23 protein-coding genes and 1 riboswitch are annotated in these 24,279 nt (G+C 31.3%); of the genes, 3 read left to right on the top strand and 20 right to left on the bottom strand.

The annotated features are described in order from the left end of the window. Positions 1–87 precede the first annotated feature (87 nt). Positions 88–621: a GNAT family N-acetyltransferase gene (locus tag ACTNBA_RS12265; protein WP_441074403.1), complete on the bottom strand. Its 534-nt coding sequence runs from the start codon at positions 619–621 to the stop codon at positions 88–90. Between the two features lie 574 nt (positions 622–1,195). On the opposite strand from ACTNBA_RS12265, the gene sstT reads away from it, so the two are divergent. Then, positions 1,196–2,428, top strand: coding sequence for a serine/threonine transporter SstT (gene sstT, locus ACTNBA_RS12260; RefSeq protein WP_346846402.1), 1,233 nt, complete (start codon positions 1,196–1,198; stop codon positions 2,426–2,428). A gap of 165 nt (positions 2,429–2,593) precedes the next feature. On the opposite strand, the gene ACTNBA_RS12255 is transcribed toward sstT, so the two are convergent. From ACTNBA_RS12255 to ACTNBA_RS12220, 8 genes are all read right to left on the bottom strand, one after another. Then, entirely contained in the window at positions 2,594–3,202 is a 609-nt protein-coding gene (locus tag ACTNBA_RS12255; protein WP_035130633.1) for an acetate uptake transporter, read from the bottom strand. Between the two features lie 187 nt (positions 3,203–3,389). Further along, positions 3,390–4,052, bottom strand: coding sequence for a rubrerythrin (rbr, locus tag ACTNBA_RS12250; RefSeq protein WP_441074400.1), 663 nt, complete (start codon positions 4,050–4,052; stop codon positions 3,390–3,392). A 200-nt stretch (positions 4,053–4,252) separates the two neighbouring features. Then, a complete protein-coding gene (locus tag ACTNBA_RS12245; protein WP_441074398.1) occupies positions 4,253–5,152 on the bottom strand; it encodes a zf-HC2 domain-containing protein in 900 nt (299 codons plus the stop codon). Continuing rightward, positions 5,149–5,634, bottom strand: coding sequence for an RNA polymerase sigma factor (locus ACTNBA_RS12240; RefSeq protein ID WP_441074396.1), 486 nt, complete (start codon positions 5,632–5,634; stop codon positions 5,149–5,151). Before ACTNBA_RS12240 ends, ACTNBA_RS12245 begins: the two co-directional genes overlap by 4 nt. 502 nt (positions 5,635–6,136) lie before the next feature. Next, entirely contained in the window at positions 6,137–6,376 is a 240-nt protein-coding gene (locus ACTNBA_RS12235) for a thioredoxin family protein (RefSeq protein ID WP_441074394.1), read from the bottom strand. A gap of 83 nt (positions 6,377–6,459) precedes the next feature. Next, entirely contained in the window at positions 6,460–7,464 is a 1,005-nt protein-coding gene (locus ACTNBA_RS12230) for a permease (protein ID WP_441074391.1), read from the bottom strand. A gap of 336 nt (positions 7,465–7,800) precedes the next feature. Continuing rightward, complete coding sequence (locus ACTNBA_RS12225) at positions 7,801–9,471, bottom strand: ribonuclease J (protein ID WP_441074388.1); 1,671 nt, start codon at positions 9,469–9,471, stop codon at positions 7,801–7,803. Between the two features lie 27 nt (positions 9,472–9,498). Beyond that, positions 9,499–9,696, bottom strand: coding sequence for a helix-turn-helix domain-containing protein (locus tag ACTNBA_RS12220; RefSeq protein ID WP_198028608.1), 198 nt, complete (start codon positions 9,694–9,696; stop codon positions 9,499–9,501). A gap of 355 nt (positions 9,697–10,051) precedes the next feature. Between ACTNBA_RS12220 and ACTNBA_RS12215 the strand changes: the two genes are divergently transcribed. Further along, complete coding sequence (locus ACTNBA_RS12215; protein ID WP_441074387.1) at positions 10,052–10,294, top strand: hypothetical protein; 243 nt, start codon at positions 10,052–10,054, stop codon at positions 10,292–10,294. Between the two features lie 201 nt (positions 10,295–10,495). On the opposite strand, the gene ACTNBA_RS12210 is transcribed toward ACTNBA_RS12215, so the two are convergent. The 10 genes from ACTNBA_RS12210 to pdxR form a co-directional block, all read right to left on the bottom strand. Beyond that, on the bottom strand, positions 10,496–12,292 hold the full coding sequence (locus ACTNBA_RS12210; RefSeq protein ID WP_441074385.1) for an ASKHA domain-containing protein: 1,797 nt from the start codon (positions 12,290–12,292) through the stop codon (positions 10,496–10,498). A 2-nt stretch (positions 12,293–12,294) separates the two neighbouring features. Continuing rightward, positions 12,295–13,314: a methylcobamide:CoM methyltransferase MtbA gene (locus tag ACTNBA_RS12205; RefSeq protein WP_441074383.1), complete on the bottom strand. Its 1,020-nt coding sequence runs from the start codon at positions 13,312–13,314 to the stop codon at positions 12,295–12,297. Between the two features lie 15 nt (positions 13,315–13,329). After that, positions 13,330–13,986, bottom strand: coding sequence for a cobalamin B12-binding domain-containing protein (locus tag ACTNBA_RS12200; RefSeq protein WP_035130288.1), 657 nt, complete (start codon positions 13,984–13,986; stop codon positions 13,330–13,332). 45 nt (positions 13,987–14,031) lie between these two features. Continuing rightward, entirely contained in the window at positions 14,032–15,102 is a 1,071-nt protein-coding gene (locus ACTNBA_RS12195) for a uroporphyrinogen decarboxylase family protein (protein WP_441074381.1), read from the bottom strand. Between the two features lie 35 nt (positions 15,103–15,137). Further along, positions 15,138–16,007: a uroporphyrinogen decarboxylase family protein gene (locus ACTNBA_RS12190; RefSeq protein ID WP_441074380.1), complete on the bottom strand. Its 870-nt coding sequence runs from the start codon at positions 16,005–16,007 to the stop codon at positions 15,138–15,140. A gap of 16 nt (positions 16,008–16,023) precedes the next feature. After that, positions 16,024–16,935: a CobW family GTP-binding protein gene (locus ACTNBA_RS12185; protein WP_441074378.1), complete on the bottom strand. Its 912-nt coding sequence runs from the start codon at positions 16,933–16,935 to the stop codon at positions 16,024–16,026. A 291-nt stretch (positions 16,936–17,226) separates the two neighbouring features. Further along, positions 17,227–17,913, bottom strand: coding sequence for a phosphatase PAP2 family protein (locus ACTNBA_RS12180; RefSeq protein ID WP_441074376.1), 687 nt, complete (start codon positions 17,911–17,913; stop codon positions 17,227–17,229). 201 nt (positions 17,914–18,114) lie between these two features. Further along, positions 18,115–18,876, bottom strand: coding sequence for a class I SAM-dependent methyltransferase (locus ACTNBA_RS12175; protein WP_441074375.1), 762 nt, complete (start codon positions 18,874–18,876; stop codon positions 18,115–18,117). A gap of 219 nt (positions 18,877–19,095) precedes the next feature. Then, positions 19,096–20,403: a Na+/H+ antiporter NhaC family protein gene (locus ACTNBA_RS12170; RefSeq protein WP_441074374.1), complete on the bottom strand. Its 1,308-nt coding sequence runs from the start codon at positions 20,401–20,403 to the stop codon at positions 19,096–19,098. 123 nt (positions 20,404–20,526) lie between these two features. Further along, positions 20,527–20,636: riboswitch (SAM riboswitch) on the bottom strand. Positions 20,637–20,849: 213 nt separating this feature from the next. After that, positions 20,850–22,268 (bottom strand): MocR-like pyridoxine biosynthesis transcription factor PdxR, encoded by a 1,419-nt coding sequence (pdxR, locus tag ACTNBA_RS12165; protein ID WP_441074372.1) that lies wholly within the window; start codon positions 22,266–22,268, stop codon positions 20,850–20,852. Between the two features lie 163 nt (positions 22,269–22,431). Here pdxR and ACTNBA_RS12160 point away from each other — a divergent pair, with 163 nt between their 5' ends. Further along, a complete protein-coding gene (locus ACTNBA_RS12160) occupies positions 22,432–22,905 on the top strand; it encodes a pyridoxamine 5'-phosphate oxidase family protein (protein ID WP_343827788.1) in 474 nt (157 codons plus the stop codon). 266 nt (positions 22,906–23,171) lie between these two features. On the opposite strand, the gene ACTNBA_RS12155 is transcribed toward ACTNBA_RS12160, so the two are convergent. Then, positions 23,172–24,026, bottom strand: coding sequence for an AAA family ATPase (locus ACTNBA_RS12155; protein WP_441074536.1), 855 nt, complete (start codon positions 24,024–24,026; stop codon positions 23,172–23,174). Positions 24,027–24,279 lie beyond the last annotated feature (253 nt).

The following is a 24,279-nucleotide window of genomic DNA, read 5'->3' as shown; positions in this document are numbered from 1 at the left end:
TTTCAATAGTTATTTATCTTAATTTTCAAAGTTATACTTTTATTGGTTAGTTAGTTAATCCTTTATTGGTTTATATATGTGTTATTTTTATAATGAAAACTCTAATTGGTAATCTCTTGGGTCATTTTCATATAGTTCTTTATTTATTTCCTCTGCTTCTTTACAGCCTATTGAAAAATAAAAAGCAATTGTTTCTTCAGCAGAACCTGCACAAATATAAATTTTATCTGCTTTCCACTCTCTTGCAACATTTGCAGAAAGTATGAATAAATTTTTTCCTATTCCTTTATTTCTACATTCTAAGGTTATGAAAAGTTGATCTAATAAAACATAATTAAATTTTTCACCAAAAAATTCACGATTAATTGTTGAAAACCCCAGTAATTTATTATTATCATCAAAAGCAGCAATGGCACTTCCACCACTTAAGATAGTTTTTTTCAAATTTCTGAGATGGTATTCATAGCCGTTTGGCCAATCACAATCTCGGTAATTTATTTCCACTAATTTACGTTTACCATCCACATCTCTCCATGCTTTTCCTATATATTGAGATGGATTCATTTTGTTTATATACTCACATTCCTCTAATTCTAATTTTCTATATATAACATTTCCCATACTTCTACCTCCAAATACTCATGCAAAATAATCCTATTCTATAACACTTTGAACTCCTTAGAAATTTTCTCTTGCCACTAATTTTTACAGTAACTTCACTTTTATATTTACTATTTACATAATACACATATTCTAGTAAAAATCCAATAACTCTAACTTCAGTAAAATCTGTATTCTCAATTAAAATTTTATTTTCAGTGAATAATTATAGAACTGTTATCCCAAAATAGTATAGAGATATGTCTTGGCATCTTTTCATAATGCTTGAAAAATTTTTTTTCTTGCAATTGAATCGACTTTATAAATATTTTAATTTTAATTTATACACCCCATAATTTAAGTATTTATAGGCTTTAAGACATAATTTCAAAACAAATTTTATTTTCAAATTGTTTATTATATAGGTTATTTATGTAAAGGTGACCATTAATTAATTGAAAATTCATTATGCTTTTCCACTTCACATTAGTGAAGATTCATGATAAACTTATTTTTACCAAAGAATTTCCTAGTAACAAATTTAAAGCCACAGAAACTCACTTTTTTTTATTTAACGTTATAGGAGGAAAATATTATGAAGAATCTAATGAAGAAATGGAATGGATTAAGTTTAGTAAAACGTATAATCATAGGTTTAATCATAGGTATTATATTAGCCGTAACCATTCCTAATGTAGCAAAACCATTATCAATCTTTGGATCTTTATTTGTAGGTGCTTTAAAAGCCATTGCACCTATCCTAGTCTTATTTTTGGTAACCAGTGCTATTTCCCAACACAAAAGTGGTCATGAAACCAATATGAAAACCGTTATTATTCTTTATCTTTTAGGAACATTCTTAGCCGGACTTGTAGCTGTTATTGCAAGCTTTATGTTCCCGGTAAGCCTAACCCTTGTAGCTGGGGTAGAAAACATTACTCCTCCTGGCGGTGTAGTAGAAGTTCTTAAAGCATTACTATTAAACCTAGTTGATAATCCAGTAAAGGCTCTTTTCAATGCTAACTACATTGGTATATTAGCTTGGGCAGTAATTCTTGGTTTTGCCTTAAAAAATGCTGCAAGTTCTACAAAATTAATAATTTCCAATGTTTCTGATGCATTATCTCAAATGGTTGTATGGGTAATAAATTTTGCACCCTTAGGAATCATGGGACTTGTAGTTGATACTATCGTTACAAGTGGAATAGCTTCACTTCTTAGCTATGGAAAATTACTTTTACTTCTACTTGGAAGTATGATTTTTGTAGCCCTAGTTGTAAATCCAATTATGGTGTACGTAGCTATTCGTCAAAATCCATACCCACTTGTATTTAAATGCTTAAAAGAAAGTGGAATCACAGCATTCTTTACACGTAGTTCTGCTGCTAATATTCCGGTAAATATGAGTTTATGTGAAGAACTTGGTTTAGATAAAGATACTTATTCAGTATCAATTCCTTTAGGTGCCACAATTAACATGGCTGGTGCAGCTATTACTATTTCTGTTTTAACTCTTGCAGCTGTTCATACTCTTGGTATCCAAGTAGATATTGGTACAGCAATAATTCTTAGTGTACTTTCTGCGGTAAGTGCTTGTGGAGCTTCTGGAGTAGCCGGAGGTTCACTATTACTTGTCCCTCTAGCATGTAGCTTATTTGGAGTCCCAAGTGACATTGCTATGCAGGTAGTTGGTGTAGGTTTTATCGTAGGTGTTATTCAAGATTCTGCTGAAACTGCACTTAACTCATCCACAGATGCACTTTTCACAGCAACAGCTGAATTTAGTAAGTGGCGTAAAGAAGGTAAAAAAATAAATATTTCTAAATAGAAATTAAATACTAGTGTAATTCTTATATAAATATAAAAGCCTCCTTAGATAGCTTATAAACTATCCTTGGAGGCTTTAAACCTTTATAACCACTATAAAAATTAGAATCTAATTTTGTATATCATGAATATACAAAAGGTGATGAAAAAATTCATCACCTAAATATTACTTCTTAAATATTCCAAAAGGTTTTCCAACAGGTAAAAATACTCTTCCAAAGTGAGTATTTAATACTGCTGCTGCTGAACCATAGAAAGATACTAAAGCTATTGCTAACTCAGAATAAGCAGCTAGCATATGCGTTCCATGCTCCATTATTCCAAAAGTTGTTAGTGTTAATCCTAAGAATAGGAAATCTATCAATAGGAATATTGTAAATAACACCTTATGAGTTTCCATAGCACCTATAGTCATAAATATTGTAAAAATTAAATACCCTAAATAAGCAACTCCTAATTGATTTATGTCAGCTTTAGCTGCTAGGGCTGGTCCAAACACTCCATTTTGAATTAACCAAGTAAAACCAACACCATACCAAAAGAATGCATAAGCACCAAAAGCAGTTGCTCCAAAAGTGTTGTTATGCTTAAAATCATTTAAACAAGCCAACAATTGTGCTGTTGCTCCTAAAAATATTGCCCATGGTAATACTAAAGATACTCCCTCTGTTAATCCTAACTTTTGAGATGATGCTACTAATGTTACCATTGCTAGTCCAAATAAACCTATTGCCGACGGATCAGCTACTACTACTTTAACCTTTGTTTCTTGCATAATATCCTCCTAATATAAGTTCACACAAATTTCATACTTTTAAACAATAACAAAAATATTATCCATTGTCAATAAAAATTATAATGTTTACATATTTATAAACTATTACTTTGAATTATATAAAGAACTATCCATCGATATTAATATGCAAAATAAAAAAACCGCCACAATAAGTGACGGCTTAAAATTAATAATTTTCTTTTCTAACTTCGAAATAACTTTGAGAATATTTACATACAGGACAAACTTTAGGAGCTTTTTTTCCCATTACAAGATGTCCACAAACACGACATTCCCACATAGTTTCTTCACCTTTTTCAAATACCTGTTGCATTTCAATATTTTTTAGTAATTTACGATAACGCTCTTCATGGGATTTTTCAATAGCAGCCACTCTACGGAATCTTTCAGCTAACTCCTTAAATCCTTCCGCTTCTGCATCCTTTGCAAAACCATCATACATGTCTGTCCACTCATAGTTTTCACCTTCAGCTGCATGTAAAAGATTCTCAGCAGTATTTCCCAAATTACCCAACTCTTCATACCATATACGAGCATGCTCTTGTTCATTTCTAGCTGTCATTAGAAAAATTTCAGCTAACTGATCGTATCCTTCTCTTTGTGCAATATTGGCGAAGTATGTGTATTTGTTTCTCGCCTGGCTTTCGCCTGAGAAAGCTTCCATCAAATTCTTTTCTGTCTTTGTTCCTGCGTAAATATTTTTAATCTCTTTTTCTTCTTCAATTTTAACAAATACTGAGGCTGGTTGTTTACATTTAGGACATCTAAAACCTTCTGGCAACTCCCCTTCATGAATATAGCCACATACTGAACAACGATATCTTACCATTTTTTTATTCCCCCTAATTTTAAATTCTTTATTTGAAATTTTATTTATTTATTTTTTCACAATCCATTCCTACTATTTCTTATTATACCACATAATATTTAATTTCCCAATATTAATTAGACCCTCGAAATTTTGTAATAGAAGATATATCGTGCGTTTCTGTTACCAGTAAATTAAATTTTTAAAAACCTACTTAAATATTAGTCCCTTTTACCATTTCTATATTCTCTCATTAAACTGATAGCAGATAGGAATCCAATGTATAGTGGAATCATCACTAGCAAGATTGCAAAAAAATCCCTTGCTGCAGAATATGATGACGTTGTAAATCCTTTAATACAAAGATGACCTAAAAAATATGATATAGGCAAAAAGAGAATTTTTATTGTCACATTTTTTACTTTTTCATATCCCCGGAATACAAACATAATTATTCCACAAAGCATTACCAATGCTAAGTCAATAATTAAATAATATGCCAAAACAAGTCTTGGCAATGTGAAAACACCTCCACCAGGATTTTGGTCATTACCATATATTAATCTATCTTCACTTCCATTAGTCATATAATAGTACACGGAATCTACCACTTCACCATTTGGATTCAAAATAGTATTATTTGCAGGATTTTTAGCAATACTTCTGTTCCAAATACTATCCCATGCAGTTATATTGTAAACATAACCTGTGTTGTCATCATTAGGAAAACTACTTATATCATATCCTGATACTTTATCACTGAATAAAGCAAGTACCGACCCATTATCCTTTTCTATTAAGGATACTGTGCCTTCACTATAAGGAATATACTTTGGCGCAGTAAAAAAAGCAATTGTAATTGAAGCAATAACTATGGTCAACATAACAGAAAAAATAATTGTTTGGAGTTTTTTCTTACGCAAAGTAGCCTTTAGATTTCTCAGTGGGGCTACATCTGTATCTATAGGTGGATTATTATATAATTTCATCTCATCAAGCTGCTTTCTACAATCTTCACAAAAACTAATATGCTGTTCCACAATAATGCAAGTATCATCACTGGCAATATTTTCTAAATATAAAGGCAAAAGGTCTCTAATCACATTACAAGTTACTTTCATTTATAATCCTCCATTCGCTCTTTGATCTTATTTCTAGCTCGGTGATACGTAACGCAAGCCCAGTTATCACTTTTTCCAAACAAACATGCAATCTGTTTGAAGCTCAATTCTCCAAAAACTCGCAGTGAAAATACTTCTTTATATGGTTCGTCAAGATTATGAAGAATTTCGTGAATTTTCATAGATTCTTCTGTTGAAGATATTATTTGTTCAAAATTAAAATTATCTTTTTGTTCAGAAAGTTCATCTAAATGTACAGTTTTTTTCTTCTTTCTCAGAAAAGAAAAGTAGCAATTTTTTGCAATTTGACATAACCATACTCGTATATCACAGTTACCCTTAAATCTTTCAATAGATTTTATTGCCTTCATAAATGTTTCAGCTGTAATATCCTCTGCTATATGCCTATCTCCAGATAAACTATATATATACAAAAAAATATCTTTAAAATAATTTTTATATATATCCTCAAACTCCGTCACTTTATCACCTCCTCACATATAAGACGCCTTTGATTTGATTATCTTACATTAATTTTAAAAAAATCTAAAAGCTAAAGAGAATTATCCATATATTTTTCAATTTATTCCATTATTACTCTAATTTACATTATGTCATAATATCCATTAATTATAAAATCATTAATATAATAAAATACTCTGCTATACTCAAATATATTGTCTTATCTTATGGTTCTTACAATTTTCTTGAATTAACAATTCTTTTTACAATTAAGTTTTTTAGAACTTTATTTATATTAGAAATGAACCAATATAAACAAACAAACTAAGACCTATAGGTTACCTAACTACCATATCACATGTATTACGAAGAATGGTAATAGGTATGCAACCCATAGGTCCTTAAAAACTTGCTCAGAAGCTTTTATTAGTGTTATATACACTCCAATATATTAATTTATTATTTCAAGACTATTCCTTAAGATAAACTATAAATTTTTTCCAATGAAGACATAAGAAATTTTTATTTAGAACTTTCAAGAATCTTTATAATTTCTTTTGGTTTTAATACCTTTCCAAAGGAAACAACTTTTTCATTAATAACTAGTGCCGGAGTTGTCATTACTCCAAAAGCCATAATGTCCTTAAAGTCCATAACTTTAATTATCTCAGCTTCCATACCTGTTTCTTTTAATGCTATTTCAGTATTTTCTTTTAATGTAACACATTTTTTACATCCCGATCCTAGAATCTTAATTATCATACATATCACTCCTTAAATATTATTTTTTAAAACCTAAATAAAATATATTCTATTAAAATTATAAAATATCTTAATAAGTAATCTTATAGTAGAAGATACCCAAAGGCATTAAAGACATAACCTATGATAATGATTCCTATAGTAACAATTCCTACGAATATACCTAATAGTTTTGGTTTCACTACTTTCTTTAGCATAATCATAGATGGAAGGGAAAGTGCAGTTACACCCATCATAAATGATAAGGCTGTACCAATTCCTACTCCTTTAAGTACCAATGCTTCTGCAATTGGTAGAGTTCCAAAAATATCAGCATACATAGGAACTCCTACAAAAGTTGCTATCAGAACAGAATACCATTTATCCTGACCAAGAACAGCAGTAATTACATTCTCTGGAATCCAGTTATGAATTGCAGCTCCTATTCCTACACCGATTAAAATATATAGCCATACTTTTTTTATAATGTCCAAAACCTGATTTTTAGCAAAAATCATCCTATCTTTTTTAGTCAAATCTTCTTGCTCTACTTCAATCATCTTATTGTTAAAAACGAAGGACTCTACATATTTTTCAAGTTTCAACTTGCTAATAATTGAACCTCCAATAACTGCAAGAATAAGACCTACAACAACATAAGCAATTGCAATCTTCCAGTTAAATATGCTTGCAAGCAAAATAACGGAAGCTAAATCTACAAGAGGTGAAGATATTAAGAATGAAAATGTAACCCCAATTGGTAGACCCGCACTAGTAAATCCTATAAACAAAGGAATGGATGAGCAGGAACAAAAAGGTGTAACAGTTCCAAGTAAGGCACCCAATATATTGGCCCAAATACCATTAAATCTTCCTAAAATTTTCTTAGTTCTCTCTGGTGGAAAGAAACTTTGTATATATGAAATTAAGAATATTAATACTGAAAGTAGTATGAATATCTTTATAACATCATATATAAAGAAGTGAATACTTCCTCCAATTCTGCTGCTAACATCTAGGCCAAATAAATTTTTTACTATAAGTGTAACTAAATTACTAAGCCATTCCATTTTCAATAGTTGATTATTTAACCATTCAAATACAAACACATTCCCATCTCCTTAAATTATATTTTTTAACTTTAATTAATTCCAATATTACAAAGTGAACTTTATTTTACTTAACTCATTTTAAAATCTATATAGATAACTGTCTATATCCATTATATGACTACACATAGATAACTGTCAATATGTTTGCAATTATTATTTTTGAAGTTAAATTAAATAAGACAACTTACAATTAGTGAAAACAAATCGTATAAAATACAAAACTAAAATAAGCTTTGAATCTTATTCACAAGATTCAAAGCTTATTTAATTTCTATTATATTATCTTCTTAAAGTTTTTTAATAAAAAATTCTGTTTATTATTGTTTTTAAATCTTAAACTTCCATAATTATTGGCATAATTATTGGTCGTCTTTTAATCTTCATATATATGAATTGTGATAGAGAATTTTTAACTGCAAATTTTATATTTCTTCTACTCATATCTTTAGCTGCTAATTTCTTTTCAACTTCTTTTAATACAATGTCTCTTGCATCATTAATGATGTTTTCTGATTCCCTAACATAAACAAAACCTCTAGTTATTATATCTGGTCCTGCTACTATAGTATACGAATCTTTTTTAATTGTAATTACTACCGTTAGAATTCCATCTTGTGCTAATAATTTTCTATCATGTAATACACTACTTCCAACGTCTCCTACACCTAGTCCATCTACCATTATTGCTCCTGTTTTTACTTTACCTGATATGGTAGCAGCTTTGCTGTGCACTTCCAATACATCACCAACTTGGGATACAAATATATTAGACTTATCCATGCCTAACTTCTCAGCGAGTAATCCATGCTGCATTAAATGACGATACTCTCCATGAACCGGCATAAAATATTTTGGTTTAACTAAAGAGTGGATTAGCTTTAATTCCTCTTGACAAGCATGCCCTGAAACATGGATTTCTTCTAAGGAATTATATATAACTTCAGCACCCCTTTTAAATAAATCATTTATTACATTGGATATACACTTTTCATTTCCTGGTATTGGAGATGCAGATATAATAACCAAATCACCTTTTTCTACTTGTACACTTCGGTGTATTCCTGCAGCAATTCTTGTAAGCGCAGACATCGGCTCACCTTGGCTACCAGTTGTGATTATTGTAATGTTTTCACTATCATACTTACCAATGTCATTTATACCAACAATACTCTCTTCAGGAATGTTTAAATACCCAAGATTCATTGCTACTTGAGATATTTTTTCCATACTTCTTCCACTAAAGGCTATTTTCCTTTCATAGAAAATAGATGCATTTACAATCTGTTGTAGCCTATGAATATTTGATGCGAAGGTTGCCACTATTACTCTTCCTGTTGCTTTACCAAAAATCCTATTAAGGGATTCTCCAATTACCTTTTCTGATATGGTATACCCTTGACGTTCCACATTAGTACTATCAGCAAGTAGCAATAATACCCCTTGCTTGCCCAAAGTTGAAAGTCTTTGTAAATCCATAACCTCTCCATCAATTGGAGTATAATCTACTTTAAAGTCTCCAGTGTGAACAACTCTACCAATAGGTGTATGCACTGCAATAGCACAGGAATCTGCAATGCTATGACTATTTCTTATAAATTCTACACTTATATTTTCTAATTTAATAGTATTTCCAGCTTTTACAACATTAAGGTCACAATCTTTTAGTATATTATGCTCTTCTAATTTACTTTCCACCAATCCTAAAGTTAGACGGGTTCCATACACTGGAACATTAAGTTGTTTTAACACATAAGGTAATGCACCTATATGATCCTCATGTCCATGAGTCAAGAAAAAACCTTTTACTTTATCCTTATTTTCTAGCAAATAAGTTACGTCTGGAATAACTAGATCAACCCCATACATATCTGGCTCTGGAAATGAAATTCCACAATCTATTACAATAATTTCATCCTTATATTCTATGGCTGTTATATTTTTACCAATTTCTCCTAGTCCCCCTAGAGATATAACCCTAATTTTATTTTTAATCTTACTTTTCAAAACATATCCTCCTATTATAAACTAAGTTTATATTCTTTCTCCTCGTTTTAACTTTTCAATAAACTCAGTTAAATCACTTCTTTTTACTCTCCAATGCCTACCAATTTTAAAGGCTGGAATTTTCCCTTCTTGCACTAGTTTATATGTAGTAACTTCACTTATTTTGAAATATTCTGCCACCTCACTAACAGTCATAATCTCATTATCACTCATATTATCATTCATTAAAATTTACCCCCATTTATGTTTAGGATCTTTCTATTTGCTTTTAATTTAAAATCTAAATATGTTAATTCACAAGTTAAGCTTTCTACTTACCCTTGACTTATTCAATTATTATCACTTATATATCATTATATATATATAGTTATAATTAATCAAGTTAGGTTAAACTATACTTTGATTAGTTATATTATATTTCATATTATTATGTTAAAATATAAATGATTATATTTAATTATATTTATACCCAAATACAATTAAATTTATTCCCAAAGGTATAAAACACAGTTTTATAAAATATAAGGAGTAATATCGATCATTCTTATATTTTATAATTTTACTTTAAGGAGGCTTGGATATGGATTTTATAAAAAACAACTATAATACTCTGCTTATGGAATGGATAAGATTAAAAACAAAGCAAGCAGTTATTGAAAATTCCCAAGATGGAACTTTAGAAAAAATAGAGGAAGCACTGTTAAATTTAGATATAATTGATATTGAACTTATTAATATTTCAAAGGATTACTATACTTTAAAATTTAAACATGGAGGCTTATCTAAAATTAAGCAATTTATTTCACAGCAAATAGAGGGCTAACAACTTAATAATTGAAACTCGACTCACTGCGTTCGCTGAGTAAGTGATTCACACCAAATCATAGATTTGGGTTCTCTACTTAAATGAGAATAAAAAAATATATGAATTACCTATGCTTTTCCAAAGATAATTCATATATTTTTATTTTGTGACCTATGTTTTATTCCATATGTCTTCTATTTATATGTTTTATAAAATCTATTATTTATCTCCAAATATAAGACACTGTGAAAATAATTTTTCATATCCCTCTGAGGCTCCAAGTTCCATGTACTCCATTTCACCTGCTAAATCTTCAATTTCTTTCTTAACTCTAACAGACATAAGTGCCATATATGCTCCAGTTTTAGAAGAATTCCCTACATATACTAGTTTATTCTTTACCTCTTCTGGCAAAATTCCTGTTCCTACAAGGCTATCTGCTGGTAGGTGAGCGCCAAATTGTCCAGCTATCATCACCTTATCTAATTCACTCATATCAATCGTAGCCTGTTTTAACAAGGCATAAAATCCTGAAAGCAGAGCTCCTTTTGCTAATTGTACCTGACGAACATCTCCTTGAGTTATTAGTAGCTGTTCTGGAGTACTTTTTAAAATAAATTCTCTTTTATTCCCATTTAATTGTATCATCTTATATCGATAATCAGATTCCTCTAATTGTTCTTTTTTTATAAATGCTCCATTGTTTTTTATAATTCCTGTTCTAAGAAGCTCTTTCACTGCTGCTAGTATCCCACTTCCACATATCCCTATAGGGTCTTCCTCTCCTATAACCTTAAGGTCTATTCCATTTTCAGTGATTTCCACATCTTCAACAGCGCCCTCTGCTGCTCTCATCCCTGAACTTATATTCATTCCTTCTAATGCTGGTCCTGCTGCACAGGAACAGGAAAGTAATCTTCCACCCTTAGATAAAACTATCTCTCCATTGGTTCCAATATCTATAAATAGTATATTTTCCTCAGCTTTATGTAATTCACAAACATAGGCACCTGCCACTATATCAGCTCCAATGTAAGAGGATACAGAAGGAAGGCAATATACTCTTGCACACTTAGCAGCCTTTATACCAAGGTCACTTGCTGATATGTTTTTTGCCGTTGTAAATACAGGAGCGTAGGGAGATTTTCCAATTGATGTTGCATCTACACCTAAAAGGAAATGCATCATGGTACAGTTTGCAGCAATAGAAATTTCATAAATATTTTCTTTCTTTATTTTTCCCTCACTACATAACTCTTCAACCATTTCATTGATAGCCTGTACAATAGTTTTCTGTAACTCTTCTTTTGACCCCTCTGGATGTTCTAATTCATAGGTTATTCTAGTTAAAACATCTAGCCCAAACTTCTTTTGGGGATTAATTCTTGAAGCTGTAGCTAATTCCTCACCATTGTTCATATCAATTAATGCTGCAACCACCGTTGTAGTTCCGATATCAATGGCAACACCATAAAGAAACTCAGTTGTATCCCCTGCTTCAAGGGCAATTAACTCGCTGTCATTAAATACTCCAGTTACAGTTCCATAGCTGCTTTCATAGTCCCTTAGTAACTTCCAGTTGACCTTTTTAGACCCAAGGGCCTCACATAAAGAATCTTCAAAAGGACTTTGAGTTTCTAAAGTAGGCATTTTTATTTCAAAGATTTTTTTAGAAATTGTAGGATTAAACTCAAATTCAGGTACATACCCATTAGTAAGTATTTTATGCTTTCTTTCCTTTTGCAGAATTTCAATTGTAATATCTTCTTTTGGTACTACCAAGCAGGAAAGTCTTATGTCTGCATTTATTTCATCTTCTTTCAATAGCTTTCTTTCCGTTGGCGAAAGTGGAGGAAGATTTCCTTCCAACACCCTGACCTTACATTTCCCACAAGAACCATTTCCATTACAAGGATTGTCTACAAAAATATCATTTTCTAATAAAAGCTGTAGTAAGTTTTTCTTTGGAATATACTCAAAGTCCTTACCTAACTGTTTAATAAAAATCTTAGGCATTTCTATAGCATCTCCTTTTTTAAAGTCTCAAGGATTGCTTTGACATTTGTAAGAGGAGATTTCATTCCAAGTCCACAGGCAGGTGAAATTATGTTCACTCCATCTTTAACACATTTCTTAGTCAACTCTGAAACTTTCTTAGGCTCTCCAAATTCAATTGTATAGGTACTTACATTACCCATAAGTAATCTATCTCCTAAATTCTTTCGTGCCTCACTCATACTAACAATAGAGTCAAAGCTTAGAACATCACTTTTTATTTTATTTACCTCTTTATACACATTTTTCATTTGGCCACATATGTGCACAATAGTTTTTCCCTGTACTTCTTGAATAGCATCCACTAGCTTATTGATATATTTTACAGCAAATTCTTCAAATAACTTTGGTCCTAAAATTTCACCAGTTCCACTAGGGTCAGAAATAGCAATTATATCTGCCCCTGCTTCTATTTGTTTCTTTGCAAATAAAATTAATTGATCGGTAACATAATCAACATATTTATGAGCTTCTTCATTATTTTTTCTCAGCTCTTTATAAAATACTACAGGTTCCATAACAGAACTAGCAGTGCTTATTGGCCCTGTTAAATTCCCTATTATAGGAACATTACTTCCCTTTGCTTTTAATAATTTAATTGCATCAATAACTACTTTAGTTCTTCCCTCCTGAAAATTAATCTCATGGAGTTTCGTCCATTCCTTTACTGAATCTATCGCATACTCCACAACATGAGGTTCATATATGTTTGACCCCATATTCACCGTTGCTCCAAACTCTTCAGACTCAATGGTCATACAAAAAGGAACTCCATAATTTTCAAAACAGCCCTTTTCATATACTGCAGTAGCCAAATCAGCCATAGTTTCCGCATTACTATGAGCCTTTGAAAAATCTATTCCAAGGTCTTCAATTACTTCTGTTGTAACCATGTTCATCATGCCACCAGGACAAATACATGGAACTCTATCAACCTGTTCTCTGTTGAAAACCATATTTAATCGTTCTCTTGGAGATATCATATTACATCCTTCTTTCTAAGCTATATTAAGCATTTTTTTTGCTAATTTTACTGCCTCCACAGCATTGGAACTGTACCCATCTGCACCAATGGTATCTGCAAATTTTTGAGAAATTGGTCCTCCACCTATAAGGACTTTAACTTGATCTCTAATTCCTGCTTCCTTTAATAATTCAATAACTTTTCCCATTCCTGACATAGTTGTTGTCATTAAGGTTGACATGCATACAAAAGAAGCGTTAACTTCTTTAGCTTTGTCTACAAAACTTTTAAGCGAAACATCCCTTCCTAAATCAATCATTTCAAAACCAGCAGTTTCCATCATAATTTTTACTAAATTCTTTCCTATGTCATGGGTATCTCCTTCTACAACTCCAATAACTCCCTTTGGCTTGCTATTTCCTTCTTCTTCTATAGGAAGATGAGGTCTTAATATTGATAGCCCTTCATACATTGCATCTGAGCATAGTAATACATCTGTTACGAAATATTCTTCCTCTTCATATAATTGACTTGCACGGTTCATACCATCTACAAGTCCTTCCATAATACCATCAAAGGCTTTATACTTTGCCTCTACATATTCCTCACAGGCTTCTATTACCTCTTCTTCTTCCATCTCTAATACGCCATCGGATAATCTTTTTAATAATTGTTCCTTAGATGCTGTCATTATTATTCCTCCATTTTAATTGCAAAATTTTTCAAACAAATATTTTTACATGAAATTTTTCGGATCTATTGGCCACTTTCCATATTTTCTTGCAGATGCCATAAATTGATCAATATTCTCTAAAGGAACATTTCCTGAAAGGTCGCAACCCGATGCTAAAATATAGCCACAAGGACTATCATAAGCCTTTTGCATGCAAGTTTTTACTGCAGAATCTACCTCCTGTGTACTTCCTAAAATTAGAACTTCTACTGGGTCTACATTACCTAGAATTGGAACTTTATCCCCTGCTACTTGTTTTGTATAAGCTAAATCAACTCTATTATCTATACTTAACATGTCGCAACCGGACTTTACCATGTCCCCTACTATTGATGTTGTGTCTCCACAAATATGGTAACAAACTAAGCCTTTTGCCTCATGAATATCCTTCATTAAATCTATAGTGTAAGGTAATACAAATTCTAAATATTGTTTTCTATTAAGAATTGTTCCTGAAGCAATTGGGTCACATAGCAATATAAGAACACCTCGTTTTATAAATTCTCTACATATCATCTTTAATGCTTCTGTACAAAACTTAACTAACTCATGTACTTTTTCGGGATTTTTTCTAGTTGCTCTTAAAAAATTTTCTGTTTTATAAATACTTGCTGCTGCAGTAAAAGGTCCAGATATTAAAACCCCTGTTGGAACCTCGTTTCCTAACTTATCAATTAATATTTCTGCAGCCTCAATATGTAATTGGAAAAGTTTATCATTTTTTAATTCTAACTTTGACATATCAAGTTTATCTATATCATTTAAATCCTCTAAAACATAACTCATAATTGCTGGTACAGATTCCTCTGGATCATTCATCTTACTACCTAATGCAATACCTACACCATGTAATCCATATTCAACCACTAATAAATCGTTTCCAAACCTTTCATAACAAGCTATCTGTGCTTTAGCTTCATTTAACGCACTACTTCTTTTCTCTTTGTGGGTCATTCCTAATGCTAGTCCAGACATAGAGCAAGCTACAGGCATTGCAAGTATTCTGTCCATAGGTTTTCCTGTCATGAAGGCATTTAACCTTTCAATTGGGGTCATTTTATCATCCTTGTGCATATACAACCATCTCCTTTTTTTAAGGTGCTATTTATTTATAGTAATTCAAGGGTTTTAATAACCCCATCTTTTAACTGAAAATCTTTATTTTTCATGCATGTTTGTCCAACAAACTTTGCTAGTCCTATAGCCTTTATGAAGCCTTCTTCATAGTTTAAAGGTCCTCCTAAGGAAACATCCTTCCACACTGCTTTATCTGTTCCTAGTAAAGAAAAAGTAGTTTTCGGACAAAGTACTATTATTATTTCTTCATTTATGATTTTATCCATTGTTTTTAATAAAGGATAAGTAAACATTTCCACTACTTGTTCTGCAAACTTAGGTCCAAGAATATTAACTCCCCCAGAAGAGTCTGCATAGCTAATGATGTTCACCCCTACTTTTTGTGCTTCTTCTATAAATTCAATTATTTCATGTTGAAATTTATTAAAAACTTCCCTAATTAACTCTGGATTCTTTCTAAAGGTTTTGAAAACAACTCTTGGTTCAATTAAAACATTCATTATTGTAAATGGTCCCGAAACATTTAAAACCACATTTTCACCTTGTTCTCTCAAAGACTTACAGGCTTTTAATACTTCGGAAATTCTTCCCTTTGAAAAATCAATTTTAGGTAAAGACAACAGTTCTTCTATGGTTGTACAAATATATTCTTTGGCTCTTGGTCCTATATTCTCATCCCCAAGATTAACTTTTCCCCCTAGTGCCTCCCCTTCCACAGTATGACAGAAGGGTAGTGTACAAACATTGGCCTTATAGTATTCCTTAAGCTCCTTGGCAAGTGTCACCATACTATCCCAATTTTTATAAGCATCAGGAAATTTCAAATTGGTTTTTTCAATAATTTCTTTACTAATTCCCTGTTCATTACCATATGTACATTTATAATCAATTATTTTTCCCATGGTACCCCCTAATTTATTAATAAAAAATTCCTACTATTTTTTTCTTATCTAAGTTACTGCCAATTACGGTTACCTTTGTAGTTTTTACCGTTTCTAAATACTCCCAATGATAATGGTGTGGGGTATAATCAAAGTAAACCAGTTTCTTTGTAGAAAGCTGAACAATTCCCTTAGCTCTTACAATAAAACCATCCTCCTGTTGATTTAAAGAAAGTAATATTTTATCTATTTCTTCCTCTGAAAAAGCCCTTAGCTTATCTATAGAAAAAGTTTGAAACATCTTATTAGCTGCCAAAAAGGCAGGCCTATCCTTTAACTCAATCTCATAGGATTCCATACTGTTTATTGTTTCAACAATTTCTTCCCCTGATAAAGAAATCCATGGCTCTTTAAAAATTGTAGCCTTGGGATTTATTAAACTTATTTTCCCAATAATCTCTTCAACTTCACTATCCACTAGATTCTCAAAATGACTTAAAAAAATCATCTGAGCATTTTCTATTTGATCTAAATAAAAACTTCCAAAGTTCTCACTGTAATCATTGAAGGAATCTACATCTACAATGGTAATAACATCCCTAATCTTTATATTTAAGGTTGAATTTAAGGAAACTCTATTACAAACCTTTAGTATATCTGATAAACTACCTACACCAGAAGGCTCAATAAATATATTATCTGGTTTATACTCTAAGACTAACTCTTCTAAGGCTTTATTAAAATTTTCTGTAACAGTACAACAAATACACCCAGAATAAATCTCCTTAATTGGAAGACTATGTTGTATTAAATCCCCATCAATGCCAATATTGCCAAATTCGTTTTCAATTAAAGCATTGCTTCCTTGCATATTTGGAATTACTTTATTTAAAAAGGTTGTCTTTCCACACCCTAAAAATCCCGAAATAATATTTATGTTAGTACCCATAATTCCCCTCCATACATCAATACTCTTAATTATAGCTTTTACACTTAAGGCAGTCTAATTTGAATTTCAAATAGAAAGTTGCCATTTAATTGAATTTACCTATACATTAAATTTCATTATATTTCCAGTTGTAACTTTAATATGGGAATTAATCACATGGATTTCTTTGATATATTGTGGTTATCCAGTACAAAATTAAAAATATGTTTACAAAAGAACAAGAAAAATGACACCATAAAAAGCCCCCTCTCAAACATAAGCCTGAGAGGGGACAATATCACAACTTCATAGTTATTGTGCCATACCCTTTTCATCATCTTTCTTTTTATTTTTAATAAATCCCTTTAGGTAGTTTTTATTGTAATATAAATATTCTATAATCTTATAAACTGCCTCCACTAAAACTAATCCAGCCAACAAATCTATAATCACATGTTGTTTTACAAATTGAGTTGAGATTATAATTAACCATCCAACTATATTAAATCCAATCTTATATTTTGTTGGCATATTTTTAAGCTTATTTATTCCCTTTAAAACTGAAAAAGTTGCTGCTACATGAATACTAGGAAAACAATTATAGGGGTTGTCCCTACTATATATAAACTTTACAAAATTGCATAGCAAATCATCATGGATTATTATTGGCCTTGGAACATAGGTTTGAAAATTTAGATAAATTATAAGACAAATACAATTAACTATATTTAAAGTCAAAAGTGAAATGAAATATCTTTCCTCATCACAATAACACATTATTATAAGTGAGATTATTAAATTTGGCATATACATCATATATGGAATAATGAATACACTTACAAAAGGAATTAAATCATCTATATCTGTATATACGGAATGTAATTTGGGATTTTGATAATTATTTATAAAAAAATAGCATATACTAATTATTCCTATGGAAAATATCCATAAATATGGTTTTATAGTCTTCACATTATATTTTTCTAGTAACCATTTCATAAATTTCACCTTCATACGAGAATATTATATATTAATATTATATTATTTGTAAATTTTTATCTACGTTAACATTTATAATTAATCAAAAATTTAAATATAATTTTTTATATCTACTACACAAAGCTATTACTTTTTCGTATTTGATCACTCCCTAAAGGAAAAATCCCTCAGACCGTAGTCTGAGGGAACATTAAGATACTTCTATTTAACAGCAACAGCTTCAAATGTAACGACTTGCTCAGAATTTGATGGATACTGACCAAATTTATAATCTGAAGAAATCACAATATTTTTAAATCCTATACTTTCAAGTATTAATCTAAACTCTTCTACTCCATACCATCTCAATGGGAAACGCTCTAATTCAGTTTGTAAAAGTACCCCTTCACGCCACTTTTCATATCTCCCATGGGAAATGGTATATTGATTTATATAGTCAACCTCTACAATTTTATTTTCTAATGTGATTATATCTCCATTAGTGCAGTCCCAAGTTTTTGTGGAAACTGTACCTGTTGAAATATCTGTTTGCAAAAATATATCAACAATTAGTCTACCACCATTAGACAAATGCCTATAAAAGTTTTGTAATGCTTTTATTGAATCTTCTCTATTATGTAGTAGAAGGAATGTTCCCGTTGGCACTATAATAGCATCATATTTTGTATCTTGTGAAAAAGACTCCATCTTACCTTTAAAAAGTTTAGGATTCAAACCTCTTTCTTTACAATTATGCTCACATATATTTAACATATCTTTTGAAATATCAAATGCATCCACATTTAATCCTTTTTCTAAAAGCGGAATTAATATACGCCCCGTTCCTGTTGCAGGTTCAAGAATAGGTCCTTTGCAAGACTCTAATCTATTCATGTAAAATTCTACATCTCCAAAAGAATGCCCTATAGGCTTATCCATATCATATACTTCTGAAGATAATCTACCATAATAACTTAACATCATTTATCACCTTTCTTCCTTGATTTATCATAAATACTTATTTGGGGACATACTATACAATGACCTTGTACTAATAATATTTTCGATTCCTTACTATAATTCAATGTCACCTCTAACTGCCCCGTTCTAATAAGTTAATCTTATTATAACAACAACCTTTAAAGAAAACTGTTCCTGTTTTGCTAAGTATTTATAATAAAATATGATTTCAAGTGAATAATGTTATAGCTTCTCTTTGATTTTTAGTTTTAAATAAGGTATAAATACAATTGCTATAAGGGCACTTATCCCCATTAAATATGGATAATAAAGATATTTCATTATGATAAATGGTGACAATTTAGCTAATGCTGATGCTGATAAAAGTTGTGCACCATAAGGAATAATTCCTTGGGACACACAAGAAAACATATCTAATATACCCGCTACTCTTTTAGGTTCAATATCATATTGATTAGATATATCTTTAGCTATAGGTCCTACAGTAACTATAGCTATAGTGTTGTTAGCTGTACATATATCAACTAAACTAACTAATGTGGCAATTCCAAATTCAGCTCCTATTTTACTGTTAACTCTTTTTGTAATAAATCCTAGTATAAACTCAATTCCTCCATTGAATTTTATAATTTCAACCATTCCACCAATTATCACTGAAATTATTACAAGCTCAGACATTCCCCCAATTCCTTTACCTATGGCCTGCAGTAGACCTATTATATCAAAGGCTCCCGTAAATATTCCTATGCTTCCTGCAAATAAGATTCCACCAACTAGCACCAATAGCACATTAACCCCTAAAAGTGCCGCAAGTAATACTCCTACATAAGGTAAAACTTTAACTAAACTATATGAATAATCCCCTACTACCTTAGAATCTTGCCCCAATGTTATAAAAGTAAATATTAAAGTTGTTATTATTGCTGCTGGCAATACAACTGTAAAATTCATTCTAAATTTATCTCTCATCTCACAGCCTTGAGTCCTTGTAGCTGCTATAGTTGTATCAGAAATCATAGAAAGGTTGTCCCCAAACATTGATCCACCAACAACAGCTCCAACCACTAAAGCTATAGGTATACCTGTCTTAGCCGCAATTCCAGTAGCTATAGGAACTAAGGCTACTATTGTTCCCATGGATGTACCTATAGATATTGCTATAAAACATGCAATTATAAAAACTCCAGCTACTAGTATGTTACTTGGTAAAAATGTTAGCCCTAAATTAACAGTAGATTCTACAGCTCCCATAGTTTTAGCAACCTCTGCAAAAGCCCCTGCCAATATAAATATCAGACACATTAAAATGATGTTTGGTTCTCCTGCTCCCTTGCAAAATACATCTAACTTTTTATCTAGTGATACTTTTCTATTCATAAATAATGCTACTAATGCTGCTAATAAAAATGGTACAGTTACAGGCATAGCATAAAAGTCCTTTGTAACTAATGATATCCCCATAAAAACTGCTATAAAAATAAATAATGGTAACAAAGCAATAGCACTGCCCTTTTTCAAGTTATCTTTCATTTTTTCCTCCTTAGTTAATTAATGTTTTAATTTTTTGTATAAGATTTAGTGATCTTAGGCATCTGAAAATAAAAAACTTCTTGCCTTACCTAAAAGATAATGCAAGAAGTTATGTTCTTCCAATTCTTATCTTCCAGGTTAATCCTGCTGGATTTAGCACCATAAAGTTTAAAATAACTACCTTTGGTTGCCGGGCTTCATAGGGCCAGTCCCTCTGCCTCTCTTGATAAGATACTATATTATATTTTTAAATTCTTTATAAGAATAGCATTGGTTTATTATTATGTCAATATAATTAATCAAAAGCATTTTTATCCATGTTTTATCAAATAAACCCTCAGTTTCTTTTTCTATTTATTTATGAATAACAGCCTTGCCATATTATATATTTAGTGTACCTTTATTTTACCTACCATGTCTTCCGAAATTTCACCATTGAATTTTCATTATGTTAATGTATTGAACCATGCAGTGTGTAGCAATGCGATACCTTCTCGTATCTGTTGTTCATTCAGTAAACTGTATCCTACAAATATAATGTTTCGGGGGCAATCATTCCTATCATTCCAAAATGGAATCATAGAATATACTTTGACTCCGACTTTTTCTGCCTGTTTAATAAGCCAATCTTGTTCTTCACCACCCGGGAACTCCAAAACGAAATGCACCCCTGACCCACGACCATGTAATATTACTTTTTTGCCAAACATTTTCGTCGCTTCCTGCATAAATATATCATGACACCTTTTGTAGGCGATGCACATTTTTCGAATATGACGCTCATAATTTCCCTCTCTCATATATGTAGCTAAAACACGTTGCGTTAACCATGATACAGGAGAACTATGAGAACAGAATAAACTATGATACCTCTTTAGCAAGCGTACTGGCAACACCATATAGTTCACCCTCAGAGAAGGGGAAAGAGACTTTGAAAAAGTTCCGATATAAATAGTACGATCTTCGGCATCTAAAGAGTGAAGTGCTGGCACTGGATTGGCATCATATCTGAGTTCGCTGTCATAATCATCCTCAATGATATAAGCATCGTTAACATTTGCCCAATTAAGGAGCTCCTTACGCTGAACAATTGACATTACAGTTCCATAAGGGAATTGATGGGAAGGTGTTACATAAGCAGCACATGCATTAGAGCAGTGAATTGATGAAAGGATAAGTCCATCTTTACTAGCTGGGATTGCATGCACATTATAATTGTTGTTTATAAATACATCCCTTGCTCCATTATATCCTGGTTCCTCCATTGCAATGATGTTATTTTCTTTACGCAGAAGAGTGCACAAAATATTTAAGGAATATTGTAGCCCACAACCGATGATAATTTGTTCCTTACTACAAACCATACCTCTTGATTTGTACAGGTGTCTTCCGATTTCTTCTCTTAAAAACAGATCACCCTGTTTATCTGGATAATGATTAACTACTTCCTTTTGCGATGATAGGAGAACTTGAGATGTGTATTTTCGCCATAGCTTGAAAGGAAATTGCTCATAAGGAAGTGTACCGTACTGAAAATCATATAGAATTACAGGTTTCTTCAGCTCTGATTTTTGGGTAGATAAGGCATTTATATCTTGCGGAACATAATTTTTCTCCGTAAATTCACTTGAAGTATCCATAACAAAAAATCCTGACCCATGTCTTGCTTGAATATATCCCTCCACTGCAAGCTGGGTATAAGCCTGACTAACAGTATTGCGTGCAATACCTAATGTTTGGGCTAGTGTACGAATACCTGGAAGCCGTTCTCCATGTTCAATATTTCCTTGTTCAATATCTTTTTTCACCTGATTATAAATTTGAAGATACATTGGATCGTTTGAATTTTCTTGAATATAAATCATATAATTATAACCATCCTTATACCAAAGTGTATCCTATATTATATCATATAAGTGTAACTTTTAACAGGTTCACTTCCATGCTATAATATGTTTAATTCTATATCAAGTACATATATATCTTGAATAGAAATCAAGTTTACATGATTAGGAGGATAATTAAGTTATGCAATATAGAATGAAGAAATTTCAATTAACGTTGGAGCAGATTGATGAGCTCCTTCATCGTGCGGATACCGGACGATTCGCTACTATCAATGAGAATGGTTATCCATATGTGGTTGCCATGCACTTTGTTTATTACAATAACAAAATTTATATGCATGGTCTACCAAAGGGACAAAAAATCGATAATATAAATAGAAACCCCAAAGTATGCTTTGAGGTTGATGAATTATTTGGTCTCTTGACTGACAATATCGAGAATGCCTGTGACACCGAGGCAGAGTACAATAGCGTCGTAATTCTTGGAAACGCTTCACTACTTGAGGACTTGGATTATAAACATGAAGTGTTAAATAAGCTAGTTGAAAAGTACACTCCGCAGTTTGCTGGAAAAGAGCTTCCTGATAAAATGATTAAGGGTACAGCTGTGATTGAGCTTGATATGGTAGAGTGTACAGGAAAATATCATAAATAGAGCAAAAGATAAACTTATTTTGTCTAATTGCCATAAAAACCAAATATGATTTTCCAATAGAATTTATCCCGCTTTTTATTGCGGGATATTTTTTATTATCCTGCTCTAGAATTGAAAAGCAATTCCTATTAGTTATTAGACGTCACTAACTTTTCTTTCTTCTGTATACCATAAATTTTCGTAATCACCCTGATTTTTACTATGAAATCCTTCCTTTTATTAAATTGGCTATAGAATACTAATCATCTATCTACTCTTCTACATCATCAAAACTCCTTTTCATATCTTTTGAAAAATTCGTAATATGAACGCACATTTTCTAATTCCGTCCACTTTTTCACATCAACTGGATTTTCATCAAGATCATATATTTTTGCTCCACCCATAGCAAGGAGAAAAGGTGAATGTGTTGATATAATAAATTGACATCCTAAAAACCGTGCAGAGTCCTCGATAAATTTCATTAATTCCATCTGACGTTTGGGAGAAAGGCTGTTTTCAGGCTCATCCAATATGTATAATCCGTTTTCTCCAATTTTTTCAATAAAATATCGAAATGCACTTTCTCCATTTGAATACTCTCTTACATTATCCATAACTTCATTTCTCACAAACTTTGACTGGGTTTTACTTCTAGCAGTATTTACTTTTTTTAGTTGCTCATATTCTTCTATAGACTTCATTTGGAAATGAGAATATTTTGCATCTAAGTATTCTTCAAAAAGTTTTTCCCGTTTATGATCAATTCCTTCGTTAAGGTTTCGGATATTCAACATATAATCAAATACATCATCACTTGTTATAATTCTGCTATTTTTAGGGATGTCATCTTCAAGTTGCATCTCACACATATTGACATAGTCAGGATAGAAATTAGATTTATTATAGATAGAATCTCTATTGATCCCTGTTTTTTCTGCTATCACATTTAATGCCGTTGATTTTCCCGAACCATTTCCACCATATAAAATCGTAACTGGTTCAAAATCAATTCTTTCAAAACTATGTTTTGATAATATCTTAAATGGATAAAATGAGTCGTAGCACGTTCTTTTTTCCTCTAGTAAAAAATCAAATTCTATATCATCATTTGGAAATGTAAAAACACTTAAATAAACCATCATAATCACCCTTATCATAACATTATATAAATACTGTTCACACCATATTCTATTTCATCATACTTAACAACCTTTCAAGTATTAAATCTTACCTTTATTTTACTTAAAAAATTAACAAAAGCCCTCAAACCCGCATGAACAGAACAACTTCCTCTTTATTCTTTAATATTCTCTTTATATCTCACTAATTCTTAGGATAGCGATATAAGAAAAAAGAAACATATTTAAATATATTGAATTTATGGTTTAAAAT

Origin of the sequence: Clostridium sulfidigenes, from assembly GCF_052067195.1 — a bacterium.
Classification (GTDB): domain Bacteria; phylum Bacillota; class Clostridia; order Clostridiales; family Clostridiaceae; genus Clostridium_J; species Clostridium_J sulfidigenes.
The sequence above is the reverse complement of the archived record's forward strand: the minus strand, read 5'-3'. Positions and strand labels throughout refer to the sequence as shown.

Bases quoted from the DNA above. Each gene is read 5' to 3' on its own strand.
- ACTNBA_RS12155 (WP_441074536.1), bottom strand. From the start codon at position 24,026: ATGGTTTATTTAAGTGTTTTTACATTTCCAAATGATGATATAGAATTT.
- ACTNBA_RS12210 (WP_441074385.1), bottom strand. From the start codon at position 12,292: ATGCCTAAGATTTTTATTAAACAGTTAGGTAAGGACTTTGAGTATATT.
- ACTNBA_RS12205 (WP_441074383.1), bottom strand. From the start codon at position 13,314: ATGATATCTCCAAGAGAACGATTAAATATGGTTTTCAACAGAGAACAG.
- ACTNBA_RS12220 (WP_198028608.1), bottom strand. From the start codon at position 9,696: ATGAATGATAATATGAGTGATAATGAGATTATGACTGTTAGTGAGGTG.
- ACTNBA_RS12200 (WP_035130288.1), bottom strand. From the start codon at position 13,986: ATGACAGCATCTAAGGAACAATTATTAAAAAGATTATCCGATGGCGTA.
- ACTNBA_RS12215 (WP_441074387.1), top strand. From the start codon at position 10,052: ATGGATTTTATAAAAAACAACTATAATACTCTGCTTATGGAATGGATA.
- ACTNBA_RS12185 (WP_441074378.1), bottom strand. From the start codon at position 16,935: ATGGGTACTAACATAAATATTATTTCGGGATTTTTAGGGTGTGGAAAG.
- rbr (WP_441074400.1), bottom strand. From the start codon at position 4,052: ATGGTAAGATATCGTTGTTCAGTATGTGGCTATATTCATGAAGGGGAG.
- sstT (WP_346846402.1), top strand. From the start codon at position 1,196: ATGAAGAATCTAATGAAGAAATGGAATGGATTAAGTTTAGTAAAACGT.
- ACTNBA_RS12235 (WP_441074394.1), bottom strand. From the start codon at position 6,376: ATGATAATTAAGATTCTAGGATCGGGATGTAAAAAATGTGTTACATTA.
- pdxR (WP_441074372.1), bottom strand. From the start codon at position 22,268: ATGATTTATATTCAAGAAAATTCAAACGATCCAATGTATCTTCAAATT.
- ACTNBA_RS12175 (WP_441074375.1), bottom strand. From the start codon at position 18,876: ATGATGTTAAGTTATTATGGTAGATTATCTTCAGAAGTATATGATATG.
- ACTNBA_RS12170 (WP_441074374.1), bottom strand. From the start codon at position 20,403: ATGAAAGATAACTTGAAAAAGGGCAGTGCTATTGCTTTGTTACCATTA.
- ACTNBA_RS12160 (WP_343827788.1), top strand. From the start codon at position 22,432: ATGCAATATAGAATGAAGAAATTTCAATTAACGTTGGAGCAGATTGAT.
- ACTNBA_RS12265 (WP_441074403.1), bottom strand. From the start codon at position 621: ATGGGAAATGTTATATATAGAAAATTAGAATTAGAGGAATGTGAGTAT.
- ACTNBA_RS12245 (WP_441074398.1), bottom strand. From the start codon at position 5,152: ATGAAAGTAACTTGTAATGTGATTAGAGACCTTTTGCCTTTATATTTA.
- ACTNBA_RS12195 (WP_441074381.1), bottom strand. From the start codon at position 15,102: ATGCACAAGGATGATAAAATGACCCCAATTGAAAGGTTAAATGCCTTC.
- ACTNBA_RS12255 (WP_035130633.1), bottom strand. From the start codon at position 3,202: ATGCAAGAAACAAAGGTTAAAGTAGTAGTAGCTGATCCGTCGGCAATA.
- ACTNBA_RS12190 (WP_441074380.1), bottom strand. From the start codon at position 16,007: ATGGGAAAAATAATTGATTATAAATGTACATATGGTAATGAACAGGGA.
- ACTNBA_RS12180 (WP_441074376.1), bottom strand. From the start codon at position 17,913: ATGAAATGGTTACTAGAAAAATATAATGTGAAGACTATAAAACCATAT.